We start from the raw sequence: 26,855 nt of genomic DNA, 5'->3' as shown, positions 1-26,855 counted from the left end.
CCACCACCACCACCACCACCACCACCACCAGGCGGGAAGAACATCCAGCAGCCCGACAGGGACGACAATAAGGCGAATACCACCGCCACTTTTACAGCTTTATTCAACATCATTACTTCACTCTCTGTTTAGGCGAGAAAAACAACCTTTCTCGCCCTTTCAGACAGTGCTCACCGGGCTTTGAGCACCGTTCCAATGTAAATAATGGGTAATGGTTGTATCGGAAATGACTCATATTCCACTGCGATTTCAGGGGCCGGCCCTATAAGCTATTTCCGACTGACCCTCTGCGGCACAGCCCCAAACCTTTCTCAAACCGTAACAGCCACGCTCGCTGCCTCTGCAAGCATCCTGATACAAAGTTGGGGGCTCAGCGGTCACCGCCCTCAAGACTTCCGAGTAACTGCCCCAAACGGGCTCATGGCTTAAATCAACTCACTGGCTCGCCAAATATTCCACAGCATTTTTATTTCTCTAGCCTCGACAGGGCACGCGCCGTCCCCCAGCGCGTCGCACAGGCATCCTGGTCTCGGCAGCAATAAATGAGATTGTAGCAGCGCAAAAAAACCGCCCCAGAAACCGCGCAACGGCGTCACTCGCAGCAGCACTTCCCGCAGTGGATAGACCATCAGCGCTCCATACGTCAGATGAACCAGCCGATCGTAATGATTACGCTGCAACCCAAGGGCTTTGTTGACGCTGAAAGCGCTCAGGCTCGAGCAACGGCCGCTTCGCAAGTTCGTTTTTTACTGGGCGGGTATCGCGGCCCGATACCCGCCTCCAACGCTTATTGAGGCCGGCGCACAGCCCTCACCTTCCCGCTATTGCCACCGCCGCAGAAAAACCGGTCATGGCCATCGGACTCAAGCCCCGACACCCCGACGCCAGCCGGCATCCGGACACTCTCCAAAACCTCGCCCGTCGCCGGATCGACTCGCCGCAGCTCACTCTCGTCACCTTCCCAAGTGCCGTGCCACAGATCGCCCTCGAGCCAGGTCACCCCGGTGACGAAGCGGTTGGACTCGAGGGTGCGCAACACCGCCCCGGTCTGGGGATCGACCTGATGAATCTTGCGCTCGCGATATTCACCTACCCAGAGCGTCCCTTCGGCCCACGCGAGCCCCGAGTCACCGCCACCGCCGGGCGCGGGGATGGTGGAGAGCACGCGGCCCGTCTGCGGGTCAATTTTCTGGATGCGGTCCTCGGCGATCTGAAACAGGTGTTGACCGTCGAAGGCTGTGCCGGCATGGGCGGCGACATCGATCGAGCGCAGCGTCTTGCCGCTCTCAGGATCGAGCGCGTTGAGTTTGTCACCGGAGGCAAACCAGACCTGCTGACCGTCATGGGTGACGCCGTGCACGCTGTCGACGCCCGGGAAAGGTCCGTATTCGCGGATGATTTCAGCTGTTGAATGTTTCATGTCTTGCTCCTCGTTCACTGACTGCATTCACTGGGTTGGTGAAGCCGATGCTAGTCACTCGGCAGCAACCCTGTGAGTAACAAAGCCGTCGCGAATCCCGGAACCGGCGGAGTCATCCAGCGACGGGCCCGACCATGACCGAACGACTGCACCTTGCCGGCAGCCGCCAGCATGTCGAGGGTTCGTTGCACGGTGCGCTGACTGGCACCCAGCGCCAACGCCAGGGCCGAACTCGACCACGACTCACCGTCAGCGAGGAAGGCGAGCAGCGTCGCATGCTGTTCTTCGACAGGCCGCGCGAGCACCACGACGTCACGCGCAACGTGCGGCACCAGCGCAAATCCTCGCCGGGTCGCGACCACATCGGCGATCAGGCGCAAGGCCCCACGCAGCCGCCCGAGTTCGACGCGTAACCGCGCGCGATGGGAATCATCCGCGAACTTCATTCGAAAGGCTCGCGCAATCAGCGTCTCCCTCGGCACGTCGGCGGGCCATGCTTCGCTTAGCGCCCGGGCGAGCGCGAACAATACCGGACGCCTGGCAAGCGAAACCGAAGAGCCTGCGTCGCGCACGACATACCGGCACGCGTCCACGACCAGCGCGGGCGATGCCAATAACGCTTCAATTTCATCGAGCAACAGCGGCTGTTCCTGGCCACCGACAATCAGCCGCGCCGCCGGAGTATCGAGCATGCGCGAGGCGCTTTCGACCTCTGCGGTCAGTGCAGCAATCCCGGCGTGTTGTGCGGCATGTTCAGCCCGTTCAAGTGCCGCGCGCGCCGCTTTCGTCTGCAAGCGGCGCATCGCGATGCCCGCCAGCACCAGTTCATAGGCCGCCCTCGAAGCGGGCGGTAATGGCATCGGATCGAACTCGACGAGCCGGTGCTCGGCCGCGTCGAGGTGCCCGATCAGCAGCAAGCGACGGATCTCGAGGTAGCGCGCATGGGCGGCGTTGACCCAATCACCGTGTGCCTGAAGTATCGCCCGCGCGGCATCGAGTGCCTTGGTTGGCCAGTTCAGGTCCCGCGAAGCGAGCGCGATCTCGGCCTCGGCGACGACACACCGCGCCCGGGCCCAGGCCTCCTTCGGACCGAAGGCTCGCGCGGCACGGCGCACCAGAGCCTTCGCTCGCACAAGGTCGCCCAGTTGCGCCATCGCAATGCCGCGAAGCGCGAGCGCAGGCGCATCGTCGCGCAAGGCGATGCGGTTCAGCGCGCCCAGCGGATCACCCGCCGCGAGTGCACGCGCCGCCGCCGTGATCAGCGAATCCATCTGAAGCGCGCCACTGTCACCCCCACCGTCCGATGCCCGCTGATCAGTCTATCTCACGACTTGATCCCTGTTGGAGCTGCCGAAGGCTGCGATTTTTTGATCTTGACCTTGAAAAACAAAGTCAAAAGATCGCAGCCTTCGGCAGCTCCTACAGCCTGCGAAGCGTCAATAATCGACCCACACCCCACCCAGGTCCGCGGAACGAACGCAACGCTCGACCCAGCGCACGCCTTCGACACCGGCATTGATATCCGGATAACGCAGCGTCGCGAGCAATTCATGATCGCCGCGGTTGGCGGCGTCCATGGCCAGGGCAAAACGGTAGTAGAGGTTGGCCCAGGCGTCGAACAGCCCTTCCGGGTGCCCGGCGCCGATCCGGTCATCGAGCAACGCGTGGGGATGCAGATAACCCATCCCGCGCTCCAACACTTGGGCGGGTTGGCCCTGGACTTCGAATGACAGTTGGTTTGGTCGCTCGTCCCACCATTCAAGGCTGGCCCTGGAGCCGATCACGCGAATTTTCTGGCCATGCATCGAGCCGGCGTTCACCGCACTTGACCATAAACTGCCCATCGCCCCGCCTTCGTATTCCATCAGTGTGTAGGCGTTGTCCTCAAGCGGCGCGCGGCTTTTGACGAAGCTCTGCCGCGTGCACAGCAGCCTTTTGATTTTGAGGTCGGGCAGCATGACTTCCGACAGGTACAGCGGATGGGTGCCGACGTCTCCCAGCACGTAGCTGGGGCCGGCGAGGCGCGGATCGACCCGCCATTGGGTCGCCTCGCTCTGCGCCTCGACCGCCTCACAGTGGAAGCCATGGGCAAACTGCATGTGCACCATGCGCACCTCACCCAACTCGCCCCGGGCAATCATTTCCCGAGCCTGCTCGATCAGCTGGTGTCCGGCGTAGCCGTAGGTCACCCCCACTATCCGGTTTCGGGACAACGCGATTTCCCGCAGGGTCTGCGCCTCCTCGAGCGTGAAGCACAATGGTTTTTCACAGACCACATGCAGCCCCGCTTCCAGAGCGGCCTTGGTGATTTCAAAGTGGGTGCCATTGGGCGTCGCCACGGAAACGGCCTGGATGCCATCCGCCCGCCCGGCCTCGCCCTCGAACAGACGGCGATAGTCGGCATAGCAACGCTCGGGGTCGACCCCCAGTTGCACGCCGAAGTCCCGACCGCGCTGCGGGTCCAGGTCGAAGGCGCCGGCCACCAGTACAAACGACTGATCGCGCAGCGCCGCCGAACGATGGATGTAGCCGATCTGACTGTCACGTCCACCGCCCACCATGGCCCAACGGATCGGTTGGGGAATACGCTTGCTGCCATTGATCATCGATAAATCCTTCGCATGAGAGGAATCAGAAACCTGCCCGAGACAGGTAGGCACGGCTGGCAGCCACGTCGCGCAAACTGCCATGGGCGTTACGGGGATCACGTTCTTGCTCGACCGTGATGTAACCCTGATAACCGATCTCGGTGATCAGGTCGCGCAAGGCGCGGTAGTCGATGACGCCCTGGCCGATCGGGCACATCACGCCTTTTGCGCACGCGGCAAAGAAGGTGATGTGTTCGCCCAGTACCTGATCGAACACGGCCTGATCGATGTCTTTGAAATGCAGGTAATCCACGCGGTCCGCGTACTGACGCAGGGTCTGCACCGGGTCCATGCCGGCGTAGTACAGATGGCCGGTGTCCAGACAGAGGCCGGCCACTTCGTCGGGGATGTCTTCGACCAGTCGAGCCAACTCGTCAGCGAACTCGATGTAGCCCCCGGCGTGCGGATGAATCACCGTGCGGATGCCATATTCCGTCCATGCCAGCTCAGCGATGGCGCGGATGTGGGCCATCATGCCCCGCCAGGCATCGGGCGCCAGACGCGGTGCGCGTTCGGAGTGGCCGGCGGCGTAATCGCGTTCCTCATGCCCCCAATCGATCACCACCAGACAGGGCATGGCAAAGCGTTGCCCTGGCTCCAGTGGTATCGCCGGCAACTGCTTTAGCAACGCACAGATATTTCGGGTTTGCTCCAGCAGATCAGGCAGATTGGCCGGGTCGACCAGATCGTCGAACACCGTGCCGGCCACCACGTGCAGGCCCTGTTCGGCCAGTACCGGGCCTACCGCGACAGCGTCTTGCGGAAGGTAGCCGTATGGCCCCAGTTCAATGCCGCGATACCCCGCTTGCGCCGCTTCGCCAAGGACCTGTTGCCACGCTGGCAGATGAGGATTGTTGACGTCGTCTACGCCCCAGCAACAAGGCGCGGTGGAGATGTGGAGGGTCATGTCGGGCTCCGATGATTATTGTTATGAGTCGCGTTGTCTGGCTCGAAGAAATCCTAAGGTGAGCAGGTCCACGGCTGCTATAGTCCCTCGGCATAACCTGTCAAAACCCGTCAAAAGCTTCAGATAGGCTTTCATTTCATGTCAGAAGATTCTTGGTCAGAGCATTCCTTGTCAGAAGCCGGCAACCCGCTCGGTCGTCGTTCAACCATGGAAGACGTGGCCCTGGCCGCCGGAGTGAGCCTGTCCACCGTGGACCGGGTGATGAACCTGCGAGCCAATGTGCGCGCCGATACCGCGCAACGCATCGCCGAGGCCGCCGCCCGACTCGGTTTCTACGGACGTAATGTGATCGAACAACGCGTGCTGCAGCAGCGCCCGACGGTGCGGTTGGGGTTCCTGCTGCAAAAGCGTGGCGTGGCGTTTTATCAGGGGCTGGCCAAGGCCCTGGCCGAGGCTGCGACGACCAGCGTGCGGGCACAGGTTCGGGTAATGATCCACTACATCGATGACCTGGCCCCGGCCGCCACCGCAGAACGCATCCTCAAACTGAAAGGCGAAGTCGATGCCCTGGGCGTGGTGGCCGCTGATCATCCGGCCGTGCGCGAGGCCATGGCACAGTTGCGAGCGGCGGGCATTCCCGTGGTCGCTCTGGTGTCCGAGTTGAGCGCCTCGGCCGGTGCCGGTTATGTCGGTGTCGACAACCGCGCCATGGGCCGGACCGCCGGCTGGTTCATCAAGCACCTGGCCGCGCAACCGGGACCTGTGGCCGTGATGGTCGGCACCCAGCGCTTTCAGTGCCAGGAGCTGTGCGAAATGAGTTGGCGTTCTTTCCTGTCGGAACAACCCCAGGACTGGGAATTACTGGCGACGCGCCTGACCCTGGAGGATGAAGAGTTCGCCTATGCCGGCACGCTCGACCTGCTGACCAGCCAGCCCGACCTCATCGGCCTGTATGTCGCGGGCGGCGGTATCGAAGGCGTCATCAGCGCCCTGCGCGAACTGAAAGCCCAGCGCATCGCGCTGCCCGTCGTGGTGTGTCACGACCTGACCCCCATCACCCGGGCCGCCCTGCGTGACGGCATCGTTCAAGCCGTGCTGTCACATCCCGTCGAGGCACTGGCGCAAACGGCAGTCAGGACCATGGTGGACGCGGCGATAGATCCAGCGTCGGACAACGCAGCGAAGTTCATGCTTTCGCTGCAGATTGACGTACCGGAAAGTGTTTAGTGGCGGACAAGGCATCGAGCGGATTTTGCCGGGCAACACCGTCGGGTTGATGTGGAATGAAGCCCGCAGCCCCCTACTCCCCGAATTTGTTACCGATGACTGTCAAGCCCTTCGCGTGGAGCAATACTCCACAATGAGCTGAGAGAGCGCTGCCACAATCGCCTGATCCGCGTCAGCAGAGGTAAACAACCGAAACTGCGCATCCGGCAGATCCGGCAACCCTTGTTCCGCACCCAGAGCCGCCAGTCCCAACCCCAATTGACTGACCGTCATCGGCGCCACCGCAAAACCAGCCAACGCCGCCGCCCGCAACCCGGCGGTGCTGGTGCATGACATCGCCGTACGTTGGGCAATCCCTGCCTGAGCCAGCCGCCTCAGCGCTATCTCACGATAAGGACAGGGCTCAGGGAACAGCGCCAGCGGCAACGGTGTCGGTAACTGGGTGACGGGTTGCGCCGACCAGGCCCACACCAGCGGTTCTTGCCACAGTAGCAACCCTGCTTCGCTGGTTTCGCACAGAGAACCGATGACCAGCTCCAGATCGCCTTGCTTCATCAGGCTCAGCAACGTACCAGGAATGCCCACCTGCACGTCGATTTCCATGCCCGGGTACTGCGTCGCGAAATCCTGAAAAGCCCGCAGTAACCGCACTTCGACAAAATCCTCCGACACCCCGATCCGCACCCGCCCGTGAAACGGCGTGCGCGTCAGTTGCGCCCAGGCATCACGGTTCAGCGCGAGGATCGTCCGCGCATAAGCGATCAGGCGCTCACCATCGGGCGTCAATTGCTGGGAACGGGTCGTACGCTTCAACAGCGGTTTACCGACCTGTTCTTCCAGTCGCCGCAAGTGACCGCTGACCGCAGATTGGGTCAGGTGCAGCTTTTCGGCTGCGCGACTGAAACCTTCTTCATCGACGACGGTGACGAATGTTTTTAACAACAGAACATCGAACATAGTTGTATTCGTGATTAATTGTTTATTTATTCACAATTTATATTCCAAATAAAACTATGTTGCAATGTTCCAAATTCCCCACCGACCGAGACACTCCATGACCACCCTTCTGCATATCGAATGTTCCCCGCGCAAACAGCGGTCGGCCTCCCTTGAAGTCGCCCGCCGCTTCATTGCGCGTTATCAAGAAAACACCTCAGATACCGAAATCATCACCCTCGATCTTTGGAACAGGGTTTTGCCGGAATTCGACGAGCTTGCCATGGACGCCAAATACGCTGGGCTTAATGGCACCCCCTTGACTCCGGCGCAGCAGGACGCCTGGAACACCTTGAAAGATCTGGCCGCGTTCCTGCACCGCGCGGACGTCCTGGTGATGTCCGTGCCGCTGTGGAATTTCAGCATCCCGTACAAACTCAAGCACTTCATCGACTTGGTGTCACAGAAAGACATTCTGTTCAGCTTTGATCCGGAACGCGGACTGGAGGGCATGCTGCACAACAAAACCGCCGTGGTGATATACGCCCGCGGCCTGGATTTTTCGGCGCAATCGATCACGCCGGCGGAGCGCTTCGACTTTCAGAAGCCCTACGTGGAAGCGTGGCTGCAATTTATTGGAGTGAGCGATGTGCACTCGGTGATTGTCGAGAAAACCATCCTGGGGGAGGACGTTGACCTTAGTGCGCGTGAGGCCGCGACTCAGCAGGCCAGGAGGTTGGCAGACAGTCTCGTTGGCTGACGCTTCAGGCGCTCTCGCTGGATGATTGCGTTAAGAAAAAAATGGGCGATCCAAGAGATCGCCCATTTTCATTGCGGCGGTTGAACCTGCGCCTGCAATCTTCACCTCGCCGACCCGGAATCAGGTTTCGGACGGGTGAGCGGCCCAACCTATGCGTGATGAATTTCCCGATCCTTGGTTTCCGGCAGGAAGAAAGTGCCGAGAATGGCCGTCATCACGGCGATGACGATGGGGTACCACAGGCCGTAGTAGATATCCCCCGTGGCCGCGACCATCGCGAATGCCACTGTGGGCAGAAAGCCGCCGAACCATCCGTTACCGATGTGGTATGGCAGCGACATCGAGGTGTAGCGGATGCGCGCCGGGAAGAGTTCCACCAGCCACGCGGCGATCGGGCCGTAAACCATGGTCACGTAGATCACCAGGATGGTCAGGAGCAGCAGCACCATCGGGTAATTGGTCTTGGCCGGATCGGCCTTTTCGGGGTAGCCGGCGTCCTTGAGGGCAGTGCCGAGGGTGGCGGTCAAGGCATCGTTGCGGGTCTTGAAGTCGGCGGCCGGCATGCCGGTGCCCTCGAAGCTCGGGATCACCTTGTCGCCGATGCGAACCTGCGCGACCGCGCCCGCTTCGGCCTTCTCGTTTTTGTAGGGGATGGCCTTCTTCGCCAGCAGAGTCTTGGCGAGGTCGCAGGAGCTGGTGAATTTGGCCTTGCCCACCGGGTCGAACTGGAACGAGCACTGGCTGGGATCGGCAATCACAGTGACCGGGTTCTTCGCCTGTGCGATGAACACGTCGGGGTTACCGTATTGAGTCAACGCATGGAAGATCGGGAAGTAGGTCAGCGCCGCGAGAATGCAGCCGGCCATGATGATTCCCTTGCGGCCGATGCGGTCGGACAGGCTGCCGAACACAACGAAGAACGGCGTGCCGATCAACAGGGAACCGGCAATCAGATAGTTGGCGGTCTGCGGGTCGATCTTGAGCGTCTGCAGCAGGAAAAACAGCGCGTAGAACTGCCCGGTGTACCAGACCACGGCCTGGCCGGCGGTACCGCCGAGCAATGCCATGATCACTATCTTGAGATTGTCCCAACGGGCGAAGGATTCGGTCAGCGGTGCCATGGAAGACTTGCCTTCTTCCTTCATCTTCTTGAACACCGGCGACTCGCTGAGTTGCAAGCGGATGTAGACCGAGACGATCAGCAGCAGGATCGACAGCAGGAAGGGAATCCGCCAGCCCCAGGCCTCGAAGGCTTCGGTGCCGAGGATAGTGCGGCAGGCGAGGATCACCAGCAGCGAGAGGAACAGACCGAGGGTCGCAGTGGTCTGGATCCACGAAGTGAAGTAGCCGCGCTTGCCTTTCGGCGCATGTTCGGCCACGTAAGTCGCCGCGCCACCGTATTCACCGCCCAGGGCCAGGCCTTGCAGCAGGCGCAGGGTGATCAGGATGACTGGCGCCGCCACCCCGATGGTCGTATAGCCGGGCAGAAAACCCACTACGGCAGTGGATGTACCCATGATGACAATGGTGATGAGGAACGTGTGCTTGCGCCCGATCATGTCGCCCAGTCGCCCGAACACAATGGCGCCGAAGGGGCGTACGGCGAAGCCCGCGGCGAACGCGAGCAGCGCGAAGATGAAGGACGTTGTCTCATTGACGCCGGCGAAGAAGTGCTTGGCGATGATCGCGGCGAGGGAGCCGTAAAGGTAGAAGTCATACCATTCGAAAACGGTGCCCAGGGACGAGGCGAAAATAACCTTGCGCTCCTCCCTGGTTATCCCTCGGTTGGGCGCGCTGCCCGTGGTTGTAGTGTCGATTGCGGCCATGAGTCTTCTCCGTCTTTCTTGTTGTAGGCCGGAGTACCTCATTACTGTTTTGCCGCACCCAGGCCCTAGGGCTGATGTCATCGGATTACGGATTGCGCGAAGCATGGAAACAGGCGGACGGCCTCACATCACTGGAAGGTTTCTTGAAGCATAATCGGCTTCCCGCAGATATCCACTCGCCCGCCATCCCGCGCCGAACGCGCCCTTCCGGCTTTTCGAGCTAATTCACGACCAGCCCGACGATGGGGCTGTAAACTGGCCGTTCAAAAGGCATTGCCTCATTGAATGCCCCAGACCGAGCCCGCTGACGATGGGGGCCGGCCGCCCCCTACACCGCCGCTTACCACCTCCAATAAGAGATCCTTATGGCAAACCACGACCTCACCTTCCTCCCCGACCCGGACCCGGAATCCATCTCCTCCGACGTCGCCGGTTTCGGCGGCCTGCTGGTCTCCACGCAAATCCCCACCCGCGCCGACGGCAGTCTGGAGCTGGGCGACATCACCTTGCAAAGCGAATGCACGCTGCAAGCGCTCAAGGTAGCGCTGGAGCACGCCGGCAGTTCCATGGACCGGGTGCTGCATCTGACCATCTACCTCACCGACATGGCCGACCGCGCCGCCTTCAACGAAGTCTACCAGCGCTTCTTCACCCAGCCCTGGCCGGTACGCGCCGCCGTTGGCGTGGCCGCTCTGGCGGTCGAAGGCATGCGTGTGGAAGTTACTGCGATGGCGGCCAAGGGCTGAGTTCGTGGGCTTGTCCGGCCAGAAGTCGACAACGGCGTGCGAACCGTTACACCGATTCCTCTGTTCCCGGCATAGTATTAAACAGAACTCAGGTTGTAGCTCCAGGCCCTGTTACGTAATGCCGTGCAATGAGAACCGATATGAAAACCCATTTTGAGATAAGTGATGTCCCTGAGCCCAACATCAAGTCACCCATCAGCAGCCCACGGTAACAGCATGATCGAAGTCACCGAAGTTTCCATCGCCGAACTGCGTGCCGCGCTCGAATCCGGCCAGACAACGGCGGTTGAGCTTGTCCAGGCCTATCTCGCCCGGATCGATGCCTATGACGGCCCCGACACGCCCACCGCCCTCAACGCAGTGGTGGTTCGCAACCCCGATGCGCTCAACGAAGCGCAGGCGTCCGATGCCCGTCGGGCCAAGGGCCAGACGCTGGGTCCGCTCGATGGCATCCCCTATACGGCCAAGGACAGTTATCTGGTGAAGGGGCTTACCGCAGCCTCCGGAAGTCCCGCCTTCGCCAACCTGATTGCTTATCGCGATGCGTTCACCATCGAACGGCTTCGCGCCGCCGGGGCGATCTGCCTGGGCAAGACCAACATGCCGCCCATGGCCAACGGCGGTATGCAGCGCGGGGTCTACGGCCGTGCCGAGAGCCCGTACAACGCTGACTATCTCACCGCCCCCTTCGCATCGGGCTCATCGAACGGCGCCGGTACTGCAACCGCCGCCAGTTTCGCGGCCTTCGGCCTGGCTGAAGAAACCTGGTCGAGCGGCCGCGGTCCTGCCTCGAACAATGGTTTGTGCGCCTATACGCCTTCGCGCGGGGTGATTTCGGTGCGCGGGAACTGGCCGTTGACGCCGACCATGGACGTTGTCGTGCCGTTTGCCAGAACCATGGCCGACCTGCTCGAAGTGCTCGACGTGGTGGTGGCGGAGGATCCCGACACCCGGGGTGATCTGTGGCGGATGCAACCCTGGGTGCCCATTCCGAGTGTCGCCTCGGTGCGTCCTGCCTCCTATGGGTCGCTTGCCGCGAATACCGATGCACTCGCTGGAAAGCGCTTTGGCGTTCCTCGTATGTACATCAACGCAGATGCCGATGCAGGCACGAGCGATGCGCCCGGCATCGGTGGTCCGACGGGGCAGCGAATCAACACCCGTCCCTCTGTGATCGGGCTCTGGGAACAGGCGCGCAAGGCACTCGAAGCTTGTGGTGCCGAAGTGGTCGAGGTCGATTTCCCGCTGGTCTCCAATTGCGAGGGTGATCGTCCGGGTGCGCCGACAGTGTTCAATCGCGGCATCGTTTCCAAGGAGTTCCTCCACCATGAATTGTGGGATCTGACGGCCTGGGCGTTCGATGATTTTCTGCGGGCCAACGGCGATCCAACACTCAATCGCCTGGTCGATGTGAACGGACCGCTGATTTTCCCGCACGACCCGGGGACGCTGCCCAACCGCGAGGGCGACCTTGCCGCCGGCATGGACGAGTATGTGCGGATGGCCGAGCGCGGCATCACTCCGTGGGACCAGATCGCTACGGTGCCGGACGGACTACGCGGCCTTGAACAGACGCGCCGAATCGACCTTGAGGACTGGATGGATCGGTTGGGGCTCGACGCGGTGATCTTCCCGACGGTGGCCGACGTTGGCCCGGCGAATGCCGATGTCGATCCGAAGTCTGCGGATATCGCGTGGAGCAACGGCATCTGGGTCGCCAACGGCAACCTTGCCATTCGCCATCTGGGTGTTCCCACGGTCACTGTGCCGATGGGCGTCATGCCGGACATCGGCATGCCCGTCGGGCTGACCTTTGCCGGTCGTGCCTATGACGATTCGACGCTGCTTCGCCTGGCGTCGGCGTTTGAATCGATGGGGACGAAACGATTGATCCCGCCTCGAACCCCACCCTTGTCGGGCGGCAAAAAATAGCAATGGCGGGGATCGTTGATCCCTGACCATTCGTTATTTCAGAGACTTTCAATCGTCACGATTTCGAAGGGCAGCAGGTGCACTTGGGTACCGCTGCCCGACCCACCGTGAAGAGGCTCCGCCATCACTTCGATTATTGCCTTGGCGAGCGCCTCGCGTGGATGTGAAAACGCATGCAAAGCGTTGCCTTCAGCCTTCAATAGTCGACGCAAGCGGCAACCAGACGCGGACTTCGAATCCCTCCCGTCGGCCGGTTGCCGGCGATACCAACGTCATTCGCCCGTTGACCCCCTGCACAATGGTTTTGGCAATCGCCAACCCCAACCCTGACCCGCTGACTTCACTGTGACCGCGCACAAAACGTTCGGTCAGGTGCTGCAACACGGGCTCCGGCACCGCGGGGCCGCCATTGACCACCCGCAGCAGCGCCTGGTCGGTGAGGCTGACTTCGATCGGTTGATCCGTCGCGCCGTACTTCAGCGCATTCTCGATCAGGTTGCGCAACAGAATACCGAAAGCATCCGGATCTATCGCCGAGTACACGCTGGCCTGGGTTGGCAGCTGCAGCTCGATGTGGCGAGCGCTGCTGTGGTTCCACTCATCAACCACATGGGCCAACAACGGAATGAGGTCCTGGGGCGTTTCGGACAACAGCCCACCGCCCTCGGCCTTGGCCAGTTGCATGAGTTTTTCCGAGAGCCGCGCCAACTCGCGCAACGAGTTTTCGATCTTTGCCGCACGCAGCCGCAATGGGCCTTCGGGCGCTTCGTGGCGCAGCCGCTGGACCTGCGCCAGGGTCGCGGCCAGTGGCGTGCGCAGCTCATGGGCGCTATTGGCGGTGAAGCTGCGCTCGGCCTCCAAAGCCTTGCGCAAGCGCTCCAGCAGATGGTTGACCGCATCAGCCAACGGATCGATTTCTGCCGGCAGGCGCGACACCTTGATCGGCGACAGATCACCCACCCCACGAGCCTCCACGGCACGACGATAGGCCAACACGCTGCGCAGGCTGATGCGCACGAATAACCAGGTGCCCAACAGGCTGATGGGGATCAGCGCCAATAAGGGCAACAACAAGGCAAACAAGGCTTCCCGCGCGGCTTCCCGGCGATGGCCAAGGGGTTCGGCGATCTCGATGAACAGCGTTTCGCGCAGCGCACTGGCGCCATACAGTCGGTATTTTTCAGTGGTGGAGAAACCTTCAGCCGGCTGTTTGTTGAAGATCTTCGGGTTGGCGTCGTGGGACTGCATCAGGATCTTGCCGCTGGCATCGCGCACCAGATACGTCAGGTATTCCTTGTGCATTTTCAGGGTGGCCACGTGCTGTGCATCACCAGGCTCCTCACGATTGCTGATTTCCAGAACGGCCAGGGGCAGGATGCGTTGCGCGGTCTCTTCCAGCGCGCTGTCGAACGCCTCGTTCAATTCATGTTGCACCACCAGCCAGGCGCCGACGGTCGCCCCCAGCCAAAGCAAGGTCATGCCCAGGGTCAACCCCAGGCCGAGACGTTTTTGCAGGCTTGACGATGTCTTCATGCGGACACCAACCGATAACCCATGCCGCGCACGGTTTCAATCAGGTCGCGCCCGAGCTTCTTACGCAGCCGGCTGATATAGACCTCGATCGTGTTGCTCTCGATTTCGGCGCCGAAGGCGTACAACCGCTCTTCGAGCTGCGCCTTGGACAGCAGCGCGCTGGGGCGCTGGACAAATGCCTCGAACAGCGCCCACTCCCGCGCCGTAAGATCCACCGTCGCGCCGGCCCGCATCACCGTACGGGCGCTCATGTCGACCTGCAATTGGCCGAGCCTGATCTGCGGGTTAGGGTTGCCGCTGTAACGGCGGGCCACCGCAGCCACGCGGGCCGAGAGCTCAAACAGGTCGAACGGTTTGACCAGATAGTCGTCGGCCCCGGCGTTGAGGCCGGCGATGCGATCGGATATCTGATCCTGGGCGGTCAGGATGATCACCGGCGTCGCGTCCCCTGCGGAACGCTGCTGACGCAAAAAATCCAGCCCGCGACCGTCCGGCAGCATCAAATCAAGCAAGATCAAGTCGTAAGGGGTGGTGCGCACGCTGTTACGCGCATGGTCCAGGCGCTGCACCCAATCGACTGCGTGGCCGTCATCGGCGATCTGCTCGCGCACCGCCTCCCCCAACCCGGGTGCATCCTCGACCAATAAAACCCGCATCTGGTACCTCCTGGGATGATTGTCGTGCAGCACCTTAATCGCCTTACCTGACGTGAATCTGAAGATTCAGGTGGTTGTCAGGAATGCACCTTAGGGTATGCCACAGACGCCGCCCCGGCAGGAGACAGATCATGAAATCCGCTTTTATTGCCAGTACTGCGTTATTGAGCTTTCTGCTCAACGGTTACGCCTTGGCCGATGAAGACTGCAGCGACCCGGTGAGCGACTGGCAACCACGCGAAACCTTGCGTCAGCAGGTGGAGCAGCAATACGGCTGGAGCGTGCAGCGCATCAAGGTCGACGACGGTTGTTACAAGCTCAAGGGATTGGACCGCAAAGGCAACACCATCGAAGCCAGTTACTCACCGGCATCGCTGCACCTGCACACACTCGAGATCCATTTCCGGGACGACGGCGATGCCAGGGATTACCTCGGCAACCCGCACACCGAATGAGCCTGTCGAAGATTTTTCCCTGCGCTTCAGGTTGCTGTCAGCAAGCAGGTCCAGGCTCTCGACCTAACGATCAAAAGGACAACGCCATGAAAAAGATCATCGCTGCAACCTGCCTCGCCGGCGCCATTGCCCTGCCGGGGTTGGCCCAGGCCCGTGAAGTGACCTTGACCACACAGCTCAAGGATTACAGTGGAAATGATGCGTATCTGGCGATCTACGTCACCGACGCCACTGGCCAATATCAGAAAACCCTCTGGGTGGCCGGCAAGAAGGCCAAGTATTACAAGCATCTGGCCGACTGGGCCCGTGGAAGCGGGATGAACCCGAGCGAGTTTGACGGGGTCAGCGGCGCCAGTGTCGGCAGTGGGCGCACGCTCAAAGTCAGCGTCGAACTGGCAGACACCCTGATCGATGCCGGGTATCAAATCCGCATCGACAGCGCCGTCGAGGACAAACGTGACGCCCGCGCCGATGTCAGCGTGCCCCTGACGTCCAAGGGCGCAGGCAAGCCGGCGACCGGCAGTACTTACGTCGAATCCTTCACTTACGATCTGTAGCACCTGCCATTTCTGGAGGCTGAACATGCTTCGCCAGTTCCATTCCCTGCCCGGCCTGATCGCCGCCCTGCTGGTCATGCTGTTGGCCATCAGCGGCGCGATGTTGTCTGTCGACCCGGCCCTGGAACGCCTGCACAACACGTCCACCGCTGCCGGGCAAGTCAACGTCGGTCAATTGGCCGGGCGCGTCGCCAGCCACTTCCCGGGCGTGGAGCAGATCCAGCGCACAGCGTCCGGGACGGTCATTGTCTACTACAGCCAGGACGGTCAGGCCGGGGCCGAAAAAGTCGACCCACTGACCGGTCAAGGCCTCGCGCCTTACGAGCCATCCGCCTTCTCACGCTGGATGAAAGACCTGCACCGCTCGCTGTTCCTTGGCACACCGGGCCACGGGGTGTCGGGAGTCGGCGCGCTGTTCATGCTGATGCTGTCGGTGTCCGGCGCGCTGTTGCTGGCCCGGCGGCTGGGCGGCTGGCGCAACCTGTTGCGGCCACTGCGAGGCACCTTCAGCCAGCGCTGGCATGCTGAAGTCGGGCGCCTGGCATTGCTTGGGCTGCTGCTGTCGGCGCTGAGCGGGCTCTATATGAGTGCCACAACCTTCGGTTTTATCGCCGATGGCAGTCAGAGTGAGCCCACCTTCCCCGCCCACCTCAGCGCCGGCCCGGCCTTGCCGGTGGCGAACCTGCAAGCCTTGCAGGCCACCGACCTGAATGACCTGCGCGAGCTGGTCTACCCGAGTCCCAATAACCCGCAGGACGTGTTTTCCCTGCGCACGGCCCAAGGTGATGGCTACGTGGACCAGGCCAGCGGCGCCTTGCTGTCTTATCAAGCCCACGACTCGATGCACAACGCCTACGAATTGATTTATCAGTTGCACACCGGTGAAGGCCTCTGGTGGCTAGGCCTGCCGCTGGGGCTCTGCGCCCTCTGCGTGCCGTTGATGAGCGTGACCGGCATCCTGCTGTGGTGGCGCCGCCGCAAGGCCGCTCCGAACATCCGCGACAACTGCGCCGCGCAATCCGCCGACAGCGTGATTCTGGTGGGCAGTGAAAACAACAGCACCTGGGGCTTTGCCAACACCTTGCACGACGCCTTGCACCAGGCTGGACACCGAGTACATAGCGCGGCGATGAATCAATACGCTAACGACTACGGCAATGCCCAACGCGTGTTCATCCTCACCGCGACCCATGGCGACGGCGATGCACCCGCCTCGGCTTCGCAGTTTCTGTCACGGCTGACCCAAACCGGCCTCAAACCCGGCCTGCCGTTTGCCGTACTGGGCCTGGGTGACCGGCAGTTTCCACAGTTCTGTCGGTACGCCCATCAGGTGCAGGACGCGATGTTACAGGCCGGTGGCTCGCCATTGCTGGGGCTGGAAACCGTCAACCGCCAGTCCTCACAGGAATTTGCTCGCTGGGGCCATGCACTGGGCGAAGTGTTGGGGCATGACCTGATGCTGGCTCACACCCCGGAACAGCCGCCTACCCATCAACTGGTATTGATGGAGCGCATTGCCTACGGCGAACAGGTGAATGCGCCGACCCACGTACTGCGCTTCAAAGCACCCGGTGAGCTACCGGGCTTTCTGGCCGGTGACCTGGTCGGGATTTTCCCTCCGAATAGCCCGGTCCCGCGTTTTTACTCGCTGGCCAGTAGCTCAGAAGACGGCGTGCTGGAGATCTGCGTGCGTAAACATGAAGGCGGCGTGTGCTCGCAATTCCTTCATGGCCTGAACATCGGCGCGCCGATCGAAGCCTTTATCCAGCCCAACCCGCAATTTCGTCCGGCGTCGGGCACCCACCCGGTGATCCTGATCGGCGCCGGTACCGGCATAGGTCCCTTGGCCGGTTTTATCCGCAACAACAAGGCCCGACACCCCATGCATTTGTATTGGGGCGGGCGCAACCCGGCCTCGGATTTTCTCTACGAATCGGAGCTTAACCATTACTTGGCGGACCGACGCCTGACGGCATTGCGCGCCGCCTTCTCCCAGGTGATGGACGGCAGCTACGTGCAAGACCGGTTGATCAGCGACGCTCTGGTGTTGCGCCGGCTGATTGAAAAAGGCGCCCAGGTGTTGGTGTGCGGCGGTCGCGAGATGGCCAAGGGCGTGATGCAGGCCCTGGATGAAGTGTTGGCGCCGCTCAACCTGAGTGTGCTGACCCTCAAGGCACAAGGACGCTACCGTGAAGATGTCTACTGACTTGCAACGCTACAGCCTGAATGGCGAAACCATGGGCACCCGTTACACCGCCCTGTTCTATGCCGAAACCGGGGCCGATACCGACAAAATCAGCCACGGACTGGCGCGCGCCGTGGCCCGGGTGGACCAGCAAATGTCCACCTGGAAACCCGGCTCCGACCTCAACCGCCTCAACGCCGCCCCCGAGCAGGAATGGGTGTCAGTGCCCAAGGAGCTGGCCATGGTGCTGTCTGCCGCGCTGCGTATCAGTCAGCAATCCAGTGGCGCCTTCGACATCGCCGTCGGTGATCTGGTGGACGCCTGGGGGTTCGGTTCCGGCGAACAGACCGTCACCGAGCAGGTGCTCGACACGATGCCGCCGCGAGCGCGCCTGTCCGCCAGCGCGGCGCTGGTGGTTGACCCGCAACATCATCAGGTGCGTAAACGCGCGCCGCTGAACCTCAACCTGAACGGTATCGCCAAGGGTTTTGGTGTCGATGAACTGGCCCGCTGCCTGGAGGGTTTTGGCATCTGTCGCTACCTGGTCGGCATCGACGGCGAGATGCGCGCCCGTGGCGTCAAACCTGACGCTCAACCCTGGGTCGTGGCCATTGAAAAACCCTGCCGGGGCGTGCGTGAAGTCATGGGGGTGATGGAACTCAGCAACGCCGCCATCGCCACGTCCGGGGACTACCGACACTGGGTCGATGTGAGGGGGCAGTCCTATGCCCACACCATGAACCCGGCCACCGGCGCCCCCCTGTGCAACTCGCTCGCGGCCGTCACGGTGGTGGCGGCCTCCTGCATGCTCGCCGACGCCTGGGCCACGGCGCTGATGGTGCTGGGCGAAACCGAAGGCCCACGCCTGGCACAAGAACGCGGGATGGACGCGTTGTTCGTGCTGCGCGACGGTGAACAGTTCAAAGAAATATCCATTGTCGGCGGCCAGTTGCAGGCGCAGATTGAAACGCGCTGAAGCCAATTGCCGGGCCACTCGAATCCCGTCCGACTTGAACCGCCTGATGACAGGGAGTCCTGTTAAACAATGAAATTCATGCACCGGCACACCGAGTACCACCGAAGTGATCGTATCGGCTGGCTTCGCGCCGCCGTCCTGGGGGCCAACGACGGCATCGTCTCCACCGCGAGCCTGTTGATCGGCGTCGCGGCCGCCAACGCCAGCCACACCACCTTGCTGGTCACCGGGATGGCCGGTCTGGTGGCGGGAGCCATGTCCATGGCGGCGGGTGAATACGTCTCCGTGCACTCTCAAGCGGATACCGAACGGGCGGACCTGTCCCGGGAACGGGCCGAACTGGCCAGCGACCCGAAAGCCGAACGCATCGAGCTGGCCAACATTTACATGCATCGCGGTGTATCACCCGAACTGGCCCATCAGGTGGCCGACCAATTGATGAAACATGACGCGCTGGGCTCCCACGCCCGAGACGAACTGGGCATCAGCGAAGCACTCACGGCCAAACCCTTGCAAGCGGCCCTCGCCTCGGCCGCCAGTTTCGTGGTCGGCGCAGCCTTGCCGCTGGCAGTGGTTTTCATCGCACCCACGCAGAGCGCTGTGCCATGGATTTGCGGCATGTCACTGGTATTTCTCGGCAGCCTGGGGGCTGTCGCGGCCAAGGCCGGTGGTGCCAAGGTCATGATCGGCGCCTGGCGCGTGACGCTTTGGGGGGTGTTGGCCATGGGCATTACAGCGCTGGTGGGATCGTTGTTCGGAGCGGTGGTTTAGTTCGCTGCACGAATCCATAGTCGACCTCAGGGCTGGCTACTAACGGCCGATTCTGTTGAAAAAGTCGGCCATGGTTTGCTCTGCAGAAAAGTGCGCGTCTGAGATTGAATTCTTTACTTTATGCAAAGGCTTCCGGACTCAGAATTCACCCGAAAAAAGAAGTTGTTGGTACCGTTCTGGCAGGGTACGTCGGCCATCGTGGATGGTTGTACTCGGTTGCGGTGCATCCTTCACTTCGCAGAAAAGGCTTAGGAGCAAACCTGATCCGTTTGTTCAGGCATTGCTTGGCGAGGCACCAATCGTGACGCTCCAGTTTTCCAGGCGTCTATAACTTTGTAGCCAAGGTTGGCTCTCATCCTGGAAGAGGGAGATCTTTATGATCGTTAAACCGCGCGTTCGCGGCTTTGTCTGTGTGACTACCCACCCCACTGGCTGCGAAGCCAACGTCAAGAATCAGGTCGATTACGTTACTTCGAAAGGATTGATCACCGGAGGGCCAAAGAACGTACTCGTGATCGGTGCATCGACCGGATACGGACTTGCTGCGCGGATAACGGCAGCTTTTGGTTATGGCGCCAGCACTCTCGGTGTGTTTTTCGAACGTGAAGGCGATGAGGGCAAGCTCGGCACCGCCGGCTGGTACAACACAGCGGCCTTTCACACGTTTGCCGAGTCCGACGGCCTCTACGCCAAGAGCATCAACGGCGATGCTTTTTCCGATGAGATCAAACAGAAGACCATCGACGTTATCAAGCGCGACTTCGGGAAGGTCGACCTGGTTGTTTACAGTCTTGCCGCACCGCGCCGGACACACCCCAAGACGGGTGAAGTATTCAGTTCTACCCTCAAGCCGCTCGACAAGGCCGTGACCTTGCGGGGCCTGGATACTGATAAGGAAGTGGTCAAGGACACCACGCTACAACCGGCGACCCAAAGCGAAATCGATGGCACGGTGGCCGTGATGGGCGGCGAAGACTGGCAGATGTGGATCAATGCCCTGCACGAAGCGGGTGTTTTGGCTGATGGGGCGAAAACGACCGCGTTCACTTACCTGGGCGAAAAGCTGACTCATGACATCTATTGGAATGGCTCCATTGGTGCGGCCAAGAAGGACCTGGATCAGAAAGTCCTTGGTATCCGTGAACGGTTGGCTGTTCTGGGGGGCGATGCGCGGGTCTCGGTATTGAAAGCGGTGGTTACCCAGGCAAGTTCAGCTATCCCGATCATGCCGCTGTATCTGTCACTGTTGTTTAAAGTGATGAAAGCGCAGGGCACGCACGAGGGGTGTATCGAGCAGGTCTATGCGCTCTACAAAGACAGCTTGTACGGCCATTCTCCAGTGATGGATGAAGAGGGTCGCCTGCGCGCGGACTACAAGGAGCTGGCTCCCGAAGTGCAGGACCGCGTCAAGCAACTCTGGGATCAGGTCAGCAACGATAACCTCTATGAACTAACTGACTTCGTCGGTTACAAAGCGGAGTTCCTGCGTCTCTTCGGTTTCGGGATCGAAGGGGTTGACTACGAGGCTGAGGTAGATCCGGACGTCAAAATCTCCAACCTGTACCAGGCTTAGGTCGTAAGTACAGACAGCTGCCTCGATGCCCCATGCAGAGGCAGCTGCTGTTTTTGGCCGACTCTGTTGAACAAGTAGCTCCCCTGTCTGGCCTGCGGCAAAATCTCTGCATTGGCCAGCAGGAAAGCATGCAGCATGATGGGACAGTTCCAAAAGCAGTCCTTCGGATGATAGTCACTGCTGAGATTCAACAAGCTTTGCTCGGACGAAAGACCACCCAGCTCGCCGCCACTAGCACCCACGCAGCAATACCGCCATACAGCATCACCCAGCCAAACCCATGCGCCAAAGCTGCGTTGGCGACATCGACCGAAATCGTAGTCCCCTGGCCAGTCTGCGTTAACACGGCAGAGTTGCCGGCTGAAATATTCTCCGCCAGCAACCTCAGTTGCACATCATCGGGCGAGCCAGATAGCTGATTACGCAGGGAAGACAGGATGCCTTCCACCAAGATAAATCCCATCAGCGCGATATTGATGGCAAGACTGATCATGCGAGCGCTGATATCGATACCCGATGCCATGCCAGCACGGTCACTGGGCACCGATCCTGTGGTGGTATTGGTAACAGGCGTATTGGTCAGCCCCAGTCCGATCCCGGCGATCAGGCAGCCTGGAAGCATCGTCAGCCAGCTGGCATGCGTGACACTGCTGCCCCACTTCATCAGCAGGAACCCCAGACCGATGGTGAACAAGCCTGCGGGAATCACCACGTCAGGTCGATAACGCAGCGCCAGCCGCTCGCCTAACGGGGGGACAACCAGCGTCGGCAGCGTATAAGCCAGCAGTGCCAGACCGGTGCCGACACTGGCGTAGCCCAGGCTATTTTGAAAGTACAGAGGCAGGTAAATCATGAATGGCCAGAAGCTGAAGTTCATGCCTGCCGACCCTAGCAAGGCACCCGAGAAGCGGCGGATCCGGAATACAGAGAAGTCGAACATGGGATCGAGATAGCGTCGCTGTGCAATGACAAAGACAATGAAGCTGACCATTGCCACAACCAGGCTGGCGATGGCCGAACCACTGGAGAAGCCCACACCCGCTCCCTGAGTGATGAACCAGGAAAGACCCAACACTGCCAGCGATAGCGAAATAATGCCCAGCACATCCAGCCTGCGACGCTGCGGGTCGCGCGATTCATCGACACCGGCGATCACCAGTACCAGCGCGAGCACGGCAATTGGCGCATGCACCAGGAATACCCATTCCCAACTCGACAGCGCCACGATAGCTGCGCCGATAATCGGACCGAACCCCAGACCGATGCCGAACACGATCCCCCAGGCACTGAACGCTTTGCCGCGCACAGCTCCCGACTGGAACCGATGAGACAGCACTGCCACCTGACAAATCAGCATGGCTCCACCGGACATACCTTGCAGGAATCGGCTTGCGATCAACACACTGGTGCTTTGTGCCCATCCACAGCTCAGTGAGGTAATGCCGAAAAGTACCAGGCTAATGACAAACACTCGTTTGCGCCCATACCGATCCGCCAGTGTGCCGGTGGCCATCAGCACCGTGGTGCAGGCGATGGTGTAGGCATTCATGATCCACTGCATATCTTTGAAATCGCTGCGCAGAACCGATTCAAGCGTGGGCAGGATTGCCGGCACACTCGAGATTTCCAGGCCGAACATCAGCGAGGCCAGGCAAACGGCGGCTATTGTGAAAACATCTTTTTGCGAAGAAGAGAACTGCATCGTGATCTTCCAGATCAAGTTGATGGGCACTGGCAAGACCGCTCTGAACGTCGTCAGGGGGGGAGACGCGATAGCCTCGCCAGCGTCACCAGACATAACTCCAAGTGACCAGCCGCATTCTGGAAGTAATTAAAAAATGACAGAAATGATTTAATTTCGTAAGTTTTATTAATATTCGTCATGAGTTGACTTAATGGACTTCGACCCAGCTCTATTGCGTGCTTTTGTCGCAATCAAGGAAACCGGTAGTTTCACGCGTGCCGCAGAGCGGCTGCACTTGAGTCAGTCAGCGATCAGTCATCAGATCCGGCGTTTGGAAGAACAGGCCGGTACCGCGCTGCTGATGCGCACCACTCGACGTTTGACGCTGACAGAAGATGGCGAAGATTTTCTGCGCCATGCCGAACAAATCCTCAGAGCACAAGACGCCCTCTCCCGGCGTTTCGAAGCGTCGCCGGTATCCGGGGCCGTGCGTTTCGGTGTGCCAGAAAACTTTATCGGCGACGGTCTGCCACCGTTACTGACTCGGTTCGCCAGACAATTTCCCGCCGTACGTCTGGATGTAACCGTCGCCACCTATCTCGATCTGCGCGCGCTGGTCGATGCCGATGGGCTCGATCTGGCCGTGGTCATGGCATTGCCGGGCAGCCAGGCCGGCGGTACCGTACTGCGCAAAACCCGGTTTGTCTGGGCTGCGGCGCAGAGTTTCGACTTTGCCGGCGATGCCCCTTTGCCGTTGGCGTTTGCACCAACGCCCTGCGTGCACCGCCAGGTAGCCGTAGAGGCATTGGAGAGTTCCAGCGTGGATTGGCGGGTCGCCTTTACCTCTCCAAGTCAACAAGGACTGCGGGCGGCGGTATTGGCCGGACTTGCCGTCACCGCTCTACCGCTGGGAGATCTAGAGCCCGGCATGGTGGTGATTGACGGTCAACATGGCCTGCCACCGCTGGTGGATGCTGATTTCAGACTGGTATGGAGTGTCACAGGAAAGACCCCTGCGGCCAATGCATTCGGGCAACTGCTGGTGGAGATGTCTGAGTCGCCATCGGTTTAGACAAGCTGACTGCTATTCGAGGGTAGGTGCCCTGTCGATTGCGAATGGCCGCTTTGGGTTGTGGATTCAACCGGTCGATTGCTGCCCTTCGCGACAGGCAAAAAACGACCCGAAGCGGTCTTTTGCTTTTGCCTGTCTGCGAGTTTATATAACCTCGCGAAATTCGTTTCGCACACTCGTTGCAATATCTAGGATCCTTTTATGCTGACTGACCAGACCAGGCTACTCGCCCTCGCATTGCTTGAGATCAGGACATTGCTTGCTGATTATCTGGGCAGCGATGTCGATGCTCCAATGAGCGTCCGTGTCGCGGCGCATATGGCCTATGCACTCCACAATGAGGCGGAGGCTGCATACAGCAACGCTGATTTTCAGATCGACCACGCAACCCGGAAAATCGCCGCGATCGATGAGATTCTTGGTGTTACGGATGGTGCCGCGTTGTTGAGCAGATTTGAAATCGAGGCCAAAGTCATTCTGGATAGCGCTCAACCTGGATGACCGCTTCTGGCCGTTTTTTGCCTGTCGCGAAGGGCAGCAATCGGCCGATTGCGTTGAAAAAGTCGATCCGGCCTGGCTACCCATGACTACGTCAAATATGAGCCGTGAACCTTCTGCGCAAAACACGAATTTCAATCTCACTCACGTACTTTTCTGCGTAAGCGTCCGGCAAAGCCACGGTAAGCACCTAGCGAAGACACCTCCCTGATGCGTCAGGGGCGGTGCCCTTTACGGCTTGTTAAATTATTCGAGGTGGTAGTTCAACCAAATATGGTGCGTTCCATCGATGTCAATTGTGATCCCTCCTGACCCTGATATCCCTTTCAAACCATCCGTACCACTGCCTCCAACTATGCAGAAAAACTCATCTGCACGATCAATTCCGGTCGTGGAGGCGGAATGAATGAAGTTAAAGGAACCCTCTACCCCATTCACCGTACCCTTGAAGCTCTCCATCGCGATGTAGCTGCCCCTTCTTGACGCTTGGTCGAACGCCGCAGTAAAGGCTGTTGAAGAAATACCATCGATAGCTCCTGTATAGGACTTTTCCATGGAGCTGATCGACACTGGTAAGCCTGTTGTAATTTCGGGCGTGGGAGTCAGGTCAGTTGGTTTGAAATTCTTGGAGGAAAAAGTGGCTCGCGCTTCCATTCGGATCAGTCCTGTTCCATATGAGTTGAGCGGTCATTCTAATGCAAGAGCACCCTCACGTTGAGAACGTCAGGCCTAGACCCAATGCTGTGGTAGCAGTTGATCGATCTCACTCGCTCGCTGCGTCGGCAGGCGCGTCAGCACATCTTTGAGATACGCATAAGGATCATGCCCATTCATGCGGGCTGACTGAATCAAGCTCATGATCGCAGCTACCCGTTTACCGCGGCGTAGCGAGCCGGCGACAACCAGTTCGAGCGTCCAAATGCCCACGGCCCTGCTGCAGCCCAAATGAGCGAAATTACCCCTTATCTCGGCATAACCCCCAAGAGATCTAGCGGCTTGCCAAACGAAAAGTCAGGCACTAAGGTAGCGCCCTCTAACGACTGGCCCGGGACTTTGGGTAAGCGGTAGCGGCTACAAACAAAAAATCAGATGGCAGCGCACCCTCCTTTGGCGAGTACTTCACCGCACAAAGATAGCGCTGTCTCGCTGTCAAGGTGCCCGAGGCTCGATAGAGCTTTCCTTGATAGTAACAATCACAAGAAAGGAAGCCCGTGATGACGAATGCTAGTGCTAGCGCGACTGTCACCAACAGTTTGGCAACACCCCACGCCCAACGGATGAGCACCTACGTGTTCGCGCTGTTTTTCATCCTCGGCAGCATCACCAGCCTTAACGATGTCCTGGTGCCAAAACTCAAGCACCTCTTCAGCCTCAGCTATACCGAGGCCATGCTTGTGCAGTCGTCATTCTTTTTTGCCTATTTCATTTTCGCCATACCCGCAGGCCTGCTCATTTCGCGAATCGGCTACATGAGAGCAGCCGTCCTTGGGTTGCTGCTGATGGCTGGTGGATGCCTGCTCTTCATTCCTGCCACCCAGTCCGCATTGTTTCCAGCCTTCCTCGGCGCCCTCTTTGTGCTTGCGATTGGCGTGACAACCGTTCAGGTCGTTGCGAACCCGCTGCTTTCACTGCTCGGAACCGTCGCAACGGCCTCTAGCCGCCTCACCCTCGGCCATGCGTTCAATTCGCTCGGAACCACGGTCGCGCCCTACCTGGGTGCCATACTGATCCTGGGCTCCCTCAATGCGGTAGATACCTCCGCATTGTCACCAGCAGAACTGACGTCCTTCCTGTCGCAGGAAGCCAGCGTGATCAGCAACACCTATGCAAGCATTACGCTCTTCATCTGCATCGTCGCCTTGATCGTCTGGCTGAAAAGAAATGAGCTGCAACCGTCAACAAGACCTGAACGTCTCAATCCACTCGCTGCGCTCGACCTTCTAAAGCAGTCGCGTTTTGCACTTGGCACCGTTTGCATATTTCTCTATGTCGGCGCTGAAGTCACGATTGGCAGCCTCATCACCGACTACCTCATGCTGCCGACAACCCTGGCCCTTCCCGCCGAAGCCGCAGGCAAGCATGTTGCCTTCTATTGGGGCGGCGCCCTGGTTGGCCGCTTTATCGGCTCGGCGCTGATGCGCACTTTCGCGCCCGGGAAACTGCTGGCCTTTGCCGCCACGGCAGTCATTGTGCTGTTGACGATCTCTGCCACCACACAAGGCGTTGTTGCCGGATGGTCACTGCTGGCCGTCGGGCTGTTCAACTCCATCATGTTTCCGACGATCTTTACCCTTGCGACCGCAGGACTCGGTCATCGCGCGGCAGAAGGTTCGGGCCTGTTCTGTTGCGCCATTGTTGGCGGGGCATTTATTCCGCCATTGACAGGGTATGCGGCCGATCTCTCGACGCTCGCGATGGCATTGAGCGTGCCAGCGACCTGTTATGCCGGCATCGCAATCTACGGTTGGTATGCCCGCGCTCCGAAGCACTAGC

Annotated in this window: 24 protein-coding genes and 2 pseudogenes; 14 read left to right on the top strand and 12 right to left on the bottom strand. The window is 60.1% G+C overall.

Translation table 11 applies throughout. From position 1 onward, the window contains the following. Positions 1-554 precede the first annotated feature (554 nt). From KGB14_RS12605 to KGB14_RS12585, 5 genes and pseudogenes are all read right to left on the bottom strand, one after another. Positions 555-704 (bottom strand): annotated as a pseudogene (locus KGB14_RS12605) (DUF2238 domain-containing protein); the annotation flags it as partial. Positions 705-787: 83 nt separating this feature from the next. Next, complete coding sequence (locus KGB14_RS12600) at positions 788-1,420, bottom strand: PQQ-binding-like beta-propeller repeat protein (protein WP_223487041.1); 633 nt, start codon at positions 1,418-1,420, stop codon at positions 788-790. 50 nt (positions 1,421-1,470) lie between these two features. Then, the gene (locus KGB14_RS12595; RefSeq protein WP_223487040.1) at positions 1,471-2,691 is read right to left on the bottom strand and encodes a helix-turn-helix domain-containing protein; all 1,221 of its coding nucleotides are present in this window, start codon (positions 2,689-2,691) and stop codon (positions 1,471-1,473) included. A 165-nt stretch (positions 2,692-2,856) separates the two neighbouring features. Further along, positions 2,857-4,026, bottom strand: coding sequence for a Gfo/Idh/MocA family protein (locus KGB14_RS12590; protein ID WP_223487039.1), 1,170 nt, complete (start codon positions 4,024-4,026; stop codon positions 2,857-2,859). 25 nt (positions 4,027-4,051) lie between these two features. Next, on the bottom strand, positions 4,052-4,975 hold the full coding sequence (locus tag KGB14_RS12585) for a TIM barrel protein (RefSeq protein WP_223487038.1): 924 nt from the start codon (positions 4,973-4,975) through the stop codon (positions 4,052-4,054). Between the two features lie 138 nt (positions 4,976-5,113). Here KGB14_RS12585 and KGB14_RS12580 point away from each other — a divergent pair, with 138 nt between their 5' ends. Beyond that, positions 5,114-6,202: a LacI family DNA-binding transcriptional regulator gene (locus KGB14_RS12580; protein WP_223487037.1), complete on the top strand. Its 1,089-nt coding sequence runs from the start codon at positions 5,114-5,116 to the stop codon at positions 6,200-6,202. 102 nt (positions 6,203-6,304) lie between these two features. Here the strand turns inward: KGB14_RS12580 and KGB14_RS12575 are convergent, their stop codons facing one another. Then, positions 6,305-7,159, bottom strand: a complete 855-nt coding sequence (locus KGB14_RS12575) for a LysR family transcriptional regulator (protein ID WP_223487035.1) — start codon at positions 7,157-7,159, stop codon at positions 6,305-6,307. 97 nt (positions 7,160-7,256) lie between these two features. On the opposite strand from KGB14_RS12575, the gene KGB14_RS12570 reads away from it, so the two are divergent. Then, positions 7,257-7,898, top strand: coding sequence for an FMN-dependent NADH-azoreductase (locus tag KGB14_RS12570; protein WP_223487033.1), 642 nt, complete (start codon positions 7,257-7,259; stop codon positions 7,896-7,898). Between the two features lie 149 nt (positions 7,899-8,047). Here KGB14_RS12570 and KGB14_RS12565 read toward each other — a convergent pair whose 3' ends face one another. After that, positions 8,048-9,724: an MFS transporter gene (locus KGB14_RS12565; protein WP_223487031.1), complete on the bottom strand. Its 1,677-nt coding sequence runs from the start codon at positions 9,722-9,724 to the stop codon at positions 8,048-8,050. A 365-nt stretch (positions 9,725-10,089) separates the two neighbouring features. Here KGB14_RS12565 and KGB14_RS12560 point away from each other — a divergent pair, with 365 nt between their 5' ends. Then, positions 10,090-10,470, top strand: coding sequence for a RidA family protein (locus tag KGB14_RS12560; protein WP_223487029.1), 381 nt, complete (start codon positions 10,090-10,092; stop codon positions 10,468-10,470). A 216-nt stretch (positions 10,471-10,686) separates the two neighbouring features. After that, on the top strand, positions 10,687-12,402 hold the full coding sequence (locus KGB14_RS12555) for an amidase (protein ID WP_223487027.1): 1,716 nt from the start codon (positions 10,687-10,689) through the stop codon (positions 12,400-12,402). Between the two features lie 189 nt (positions 12,403-12,591). Here the strand turns inward: KGB14_RS12555 and KGB14_RS12550 are convergent, their stop codons facing one another. Both KGB14_RS12550 and KGB14_RS12545 read right to left on the bottom strand, forming a co-directional pair. After that, positions 12,592-13,935 carry a sensor histidine kinase gene (locus KGB14_RS12550; RefSeq protein WP_223487025.1) on the bottom strand — a complete coding sequence of 448 codons (1,344 nt, stop codon included), beginning with the start codon at positions 13,933-13,935 and terminating at the stop codon, positions 12,592-12,594. Beyond that, entirely contained in the window at positions 13,932-14,591 is a 660-nt protein-coding gene (locus tag KGB14_RS12545; RefSeq protein ID WP_223487023.1) for a response regulator transcription factor, read from the bottom strand. The genes KGB14_RS12550 and KGB14_RS12545 overlap by 4 nt, the downstream gene beginning before the upstream one ends. Positions 14,592-14,722: 131 nt before the next feature. Between KGB14_RS12545 and KGB14_RS12540 the strand changes: the two genes are divergently transcribed. From KGB14_RS12540 to fabV, 7 genes are all read left to right on the top strand, one after another. After that, positions 14,723-15,046, top strand: coding sequence for a PepSY domain-containing protein (locus KGB14_RS12540; RefSeq protein WP_223487021.1), 324 nt, complete (start codon positions 14,723-14,725; stop codon positions 15,044-15,046). An 86-nt stretch (positions 15,047-15,132) separates the two neighbouring features. Further along, positions 15,133-15,603, top strand: coding sequence for a DUF2271 domain-containing protein (locus KGB14_RS12535; RefSeq protein ID WP_223487019.1), 471 nt, complete (start codon positions 15,133-15,135; stop codon positions 15,601-15,603). Between the two features lie 25 nt (positions 15,604-15,628). Beyond that, positions 15,629-17,809, top strand: coding sequence for a PepSY domain-containing protein (locus tag KGB14_RS12530; protein ID WP_223487017.1), 2,181 nt, complete (start codon positions 15,629-15,631; stop codon positions 17,807-17,809). Beyond that, positions 17,799-18,764, top strand: a complete 966-nt coding sequence (locus KGB14_RS12525) for an FAD:protein FMN transferase (RefSeq protein WP_223487044.1) — start codon at positions 17,799-17,801, stop codon at positions 18,762-18,764. Before KGB14_RS12530 ends, KGB14_RS12525 begins: the two co-directional genes overlap by 11 nt. A 69-nt stretch (positions 18,765-18,833) precedes the next feature. Next, on the top strand, positions 18,834-19,535 hold the full coding sequence (locus KGB14_RS12520) for a VIT family protein (RefSeq protein ID WP_223487015.1): 702 nt from the start codon (positions 18,834-18,836) through the stop codon (positions 19,533-19,535). 104 nt (positions 19,536-19,639) lie between these two features. Next, positions 19,640-19,840, top strand: a complete 201-nt coding sequence (locus KGB14_RS28550; RefSeq protein WP_223487013.1) for a GNAT family N-acetyltransferase — start codon at positions 19,640-19,642, stop codon at positions 19,838-19,840. Between the two features lie 71 nt (positions 19,841-19,911). Beyond that, positions 19,912-21,108, top strand: a complete 1,197-nt coding sequence (fabV, locus tag KGB14_RS12510; RefSeq protein ID WP_223487011.1) for an enoyl-ACP reductase FabV — start codon at positions 19,912-19,914, stop codon at positions 21,106-21,108. A gap of 187 nt (positions 21,109-21,295) precedes the next feature. Here the strand turns inward: fabV and KGB14_RS12505 are convergent, their stop codons facing one another. Beyond that, positions 21,296-22,810, bottom strand: a complete 1,515-nt coding sequence (locus KGB14_RS12505) for an MFS transporter (protein WP_223487009.1) — start codon at positions 22,808-22,810, stop codon at positions 21,296-21,298. A gap of 193 nt (positions 22,811-23,003) precedes the next feature. Here KGB14_RS12505 and KGB14_RS12500 point away from each other — a divergent pair, with 193 nt between their 5' ends. Together KGB14_RS12500 and KGB14_RS12495 are read left to right on the top strand one after the other, a co-directional pair. Continuing rightward, positions 23,004-23,864, top strand: a complete 861-nt coding sequence (locus KGB14_RS12500) for a LysR family transcriptional regulator (RefSeq protein WP_223487007.1) — start codon at positions 23,004-23,006, stop codon at positions 23,862-23,864. Positions 23,865-24,065: 201 nt separating this feature from the next. Beyond that, the gene (locus tag KGB14_RS12495) at positions 24,066-24,365 is read left to right on the top strand and encodes a hypothetical protein (RefSeq protein ID WP_223487005.1); all 300 of its coding nucleotides are present in this window, start codon (positions 24,066-24,068) and stop codon (positions 24,363-24,365) included. A 243-nt stretch (positions 24,366-24,608) separates the two neighbouring features. Here KGB14_RS12495 and KGB14_RS12490 read toward each other — a convergent pair whose 3' ends face one another. Both KGB14_RS12490 and KGB14_RS12485 read right to left on the bottom strand, forming a co-directional pair. After that, positions 24,609-25,016 carry a DUF3224 domain-containing protein gene (locus KGB14_RS12490; protein ID WP_030131260.1) on the bottom strand — a complete coding sequence of 136 codons (408 nt, stop codon included), beginning with the start codon at positions 25,014-25,016 and terminating at the stop codon, positions 24,609-24,611. 75 nt (positions 25,017-25,091) lie between these two features. Continuing rightward, positions 25,092-25,291 (bottom strand): annotated as a pseudogene (locus tag KGB14_RS12485) (transposase domain-containing protein); the annotation flags it as partial. Positions 25,292-25,576: 285 nt separating this feature from the next. On the opposite strand from KGB14_RS12485, the gene KGB14_RS12480 reads away from it, so the two are divergent. Beyond that, on the top strand, positions 25,577-26,854 hold the full coding sequence (locus KGB14_RS12480) for a sugar MFS transporter (RefSeq protein ID WP_223487003.1): 1,278 nt from the start codon (positions 25,577-25,579) through the stop codon (positions 26,852-26,854). Position 26,855 lies beyond the last annotated feature (1 nt).

Source organism: Pseudomonas sp. A-RE-19 (assembly GCF_019956555.1).
Classification (GTDB): Bacteria; Pseudomonadota; Gammaproteobacteria; order Pseudomonadales; family Pseudomonadaceae; genus Aquipseudomonas.
The sequence above is the reverse complement of the archived record's forward strand: the minus strand, read 5'-3'. Positions and strand labels throughout refer to the sequence as shown.

Excerpts from the sequence above, each read along its gene's own strand:
- KGB14_RS12540 (WP_223487021.1), top strand. The coding sequence starts at position 14,723 with ATGAAATCCGCTTTTATTGCCAGTACTGCGTTATTGAGCTTTCTGCTC.
- KGB14_RS12530 (WP_223487017.1), top strand. The coding sequence starts at position 15,629 with ATGCTTCGCCAGTTCCATTCCCTGCCCGGCCTGATCGCCGCCCTGCTG.
- KGB14_RS12490 (WP_030131260.1), bottom strand. The coding sequence starts at position 25,016 with ATGGAAGCGCGAGCCACTTTTTCCTCCAAGAATTTCAAACCAACTGAC.
- KGB14_RS12555 (WP_223487027.1), top strand. The coding sequence starts at position 10,687 with ATGATCGAAGTCACCGAAGTTTCCATCGCCGAACTGCGTGCCGCGCTC.
- KGB14_RS12570 (WP_223487033.1), top strand. The coding sequence starts at position 7,257 with ATGACCACCCTTCTGCATATCGAATGTTCCCCGCGCAAACAGCGGTCG.
- KGB14_RS12580 (WP_223487037.1), top strand. The coding sequence starts at position 5,114 with ATGTCAGAAGATTCTTGGTCAGAGCATTCCTTGTCAGAAGCCGGCAAC.
- KGB14_RS12565 (WP_223487031.1), bottom strand. The coding sequence starts at position 9,724 with ATGGCCGCAATCGACACTACAACCACGGGCAGCGCGCCCAACCGAGGG.
- KGB14_RS12550 (WP_223487025.1), bottom strand. The coding sequence starts at position 13,935 with ATGAAGACATCGTCAAGCCTGCAAAAACGTCTCGGCCTGGGGTTGACC.
- KGB14_RS12535 (WP_223487019.1), top strand. The coding sequence starts at position 15,133 with ATGAAAAAGATCATCGCTGCAACCTGCCTCGCCGGCGCCATTGCCCTG.
- KGB14_RS12585 (WP_223487038.1), bottom strand. The coding sequence starts at position 4,975 with ATGACCCTCCACATCTCCACCGCGCCTTGTTGCTGGGGCGTAGACGAC.
- KGB14_RS12480 (WP_223487003.1), top strand. The coding sequence starts at position 25,577 with ATGACGAATGCTAGTGCTAGCGCGACTGTCACCAACAGTTTGGCAACA.
- fabV (WP_223487011.1), top strand. The coding sequence starts at position 19,912 with ATGATCGTTAAACCGCGCGTTCGCGGCTTTGTCTGTGTGACTACCCAC.
- KGB14_RS12495 (WP_223487005.1), top strand. The coding sequence starts at position 24,066 with ATGCTGACTGACCAGACCAGGCTACTCGCCCTCGCATTGCTTGAGATC.
- KGB14_RS12500 (WP_223487007.1), top strand. The coding sequence starts at position 23,004 with ATGGACTTCGACCCAGCTCTATTGCGTGCTTTTGTCGCAATCAAGGAA.
- KGB14_RS12575 (WP_223487035.1), bottom strand. The coding sequence starts at position 7,159 with ATGTTCGATGTTCTGTTGTTAAAAACATTCGTCACCGTCGTCGATGAA.
- KGB14_RS12600 (WP_223487041.1), bottom strand. The coding sequence starts at position 1,420 with ATGAAACATTCAACAGCTGAAATCATCCGCGAATACGGACCTTTCCCG.
- KGB14_RS12590 (WP_223487039.1), bottom strand. The coding sequence starts at position 4,026 with ATGATCAATGGCAGCAAGCGTATTCCCCAACCGATCCGTTGGGCCATG.
- KGB14_RS12545 (WP_223487023.1), bottom strand. The coding sequence starts at position 14,591 with ATGCGGGTTTTATTGGTCGAGGATGCACCCGGGTTGGGGGAGGCGGTG.
- KGB14_RS12595 (WP_223487040.1), bottom strand. The coding sequence starts at position 2,691 with ATGGATTCGCTGATCACGGCGGCGGCGCGTGCACTCGCGGCGGGTGAT.
- KGB14_RS12525 (WP_223487044.1), top strand. The coding sequence starts at position 17,799 with ATGTCTACTGACTTGCAACGCTACAGCCTGAATGGCGAAACCATGGGC.
- KGB14_RS12505 (WP_223487009.1), bottom strand. The coding sequence starts at position 22,810 with ATGCAGTTCTCTTCTTCGCAAAAAGATGTTTTCACAATAGCCGCCGTT.
- KGB14_RS12560 (WP_223487029.1), top strand. The coding sequence starts at position 10,090 with ATGGCAAACCACGACCTCACCTTCCTCCCCGACCCGGACCCGGAATCC.
- KGB14_RS12520 (WP_223487015.1), top strand. The coding sequence starts at position 18,834 with ATGAAATTCATGCACCGGCACACCGAGTACCACCGAAGTGATCGTATC.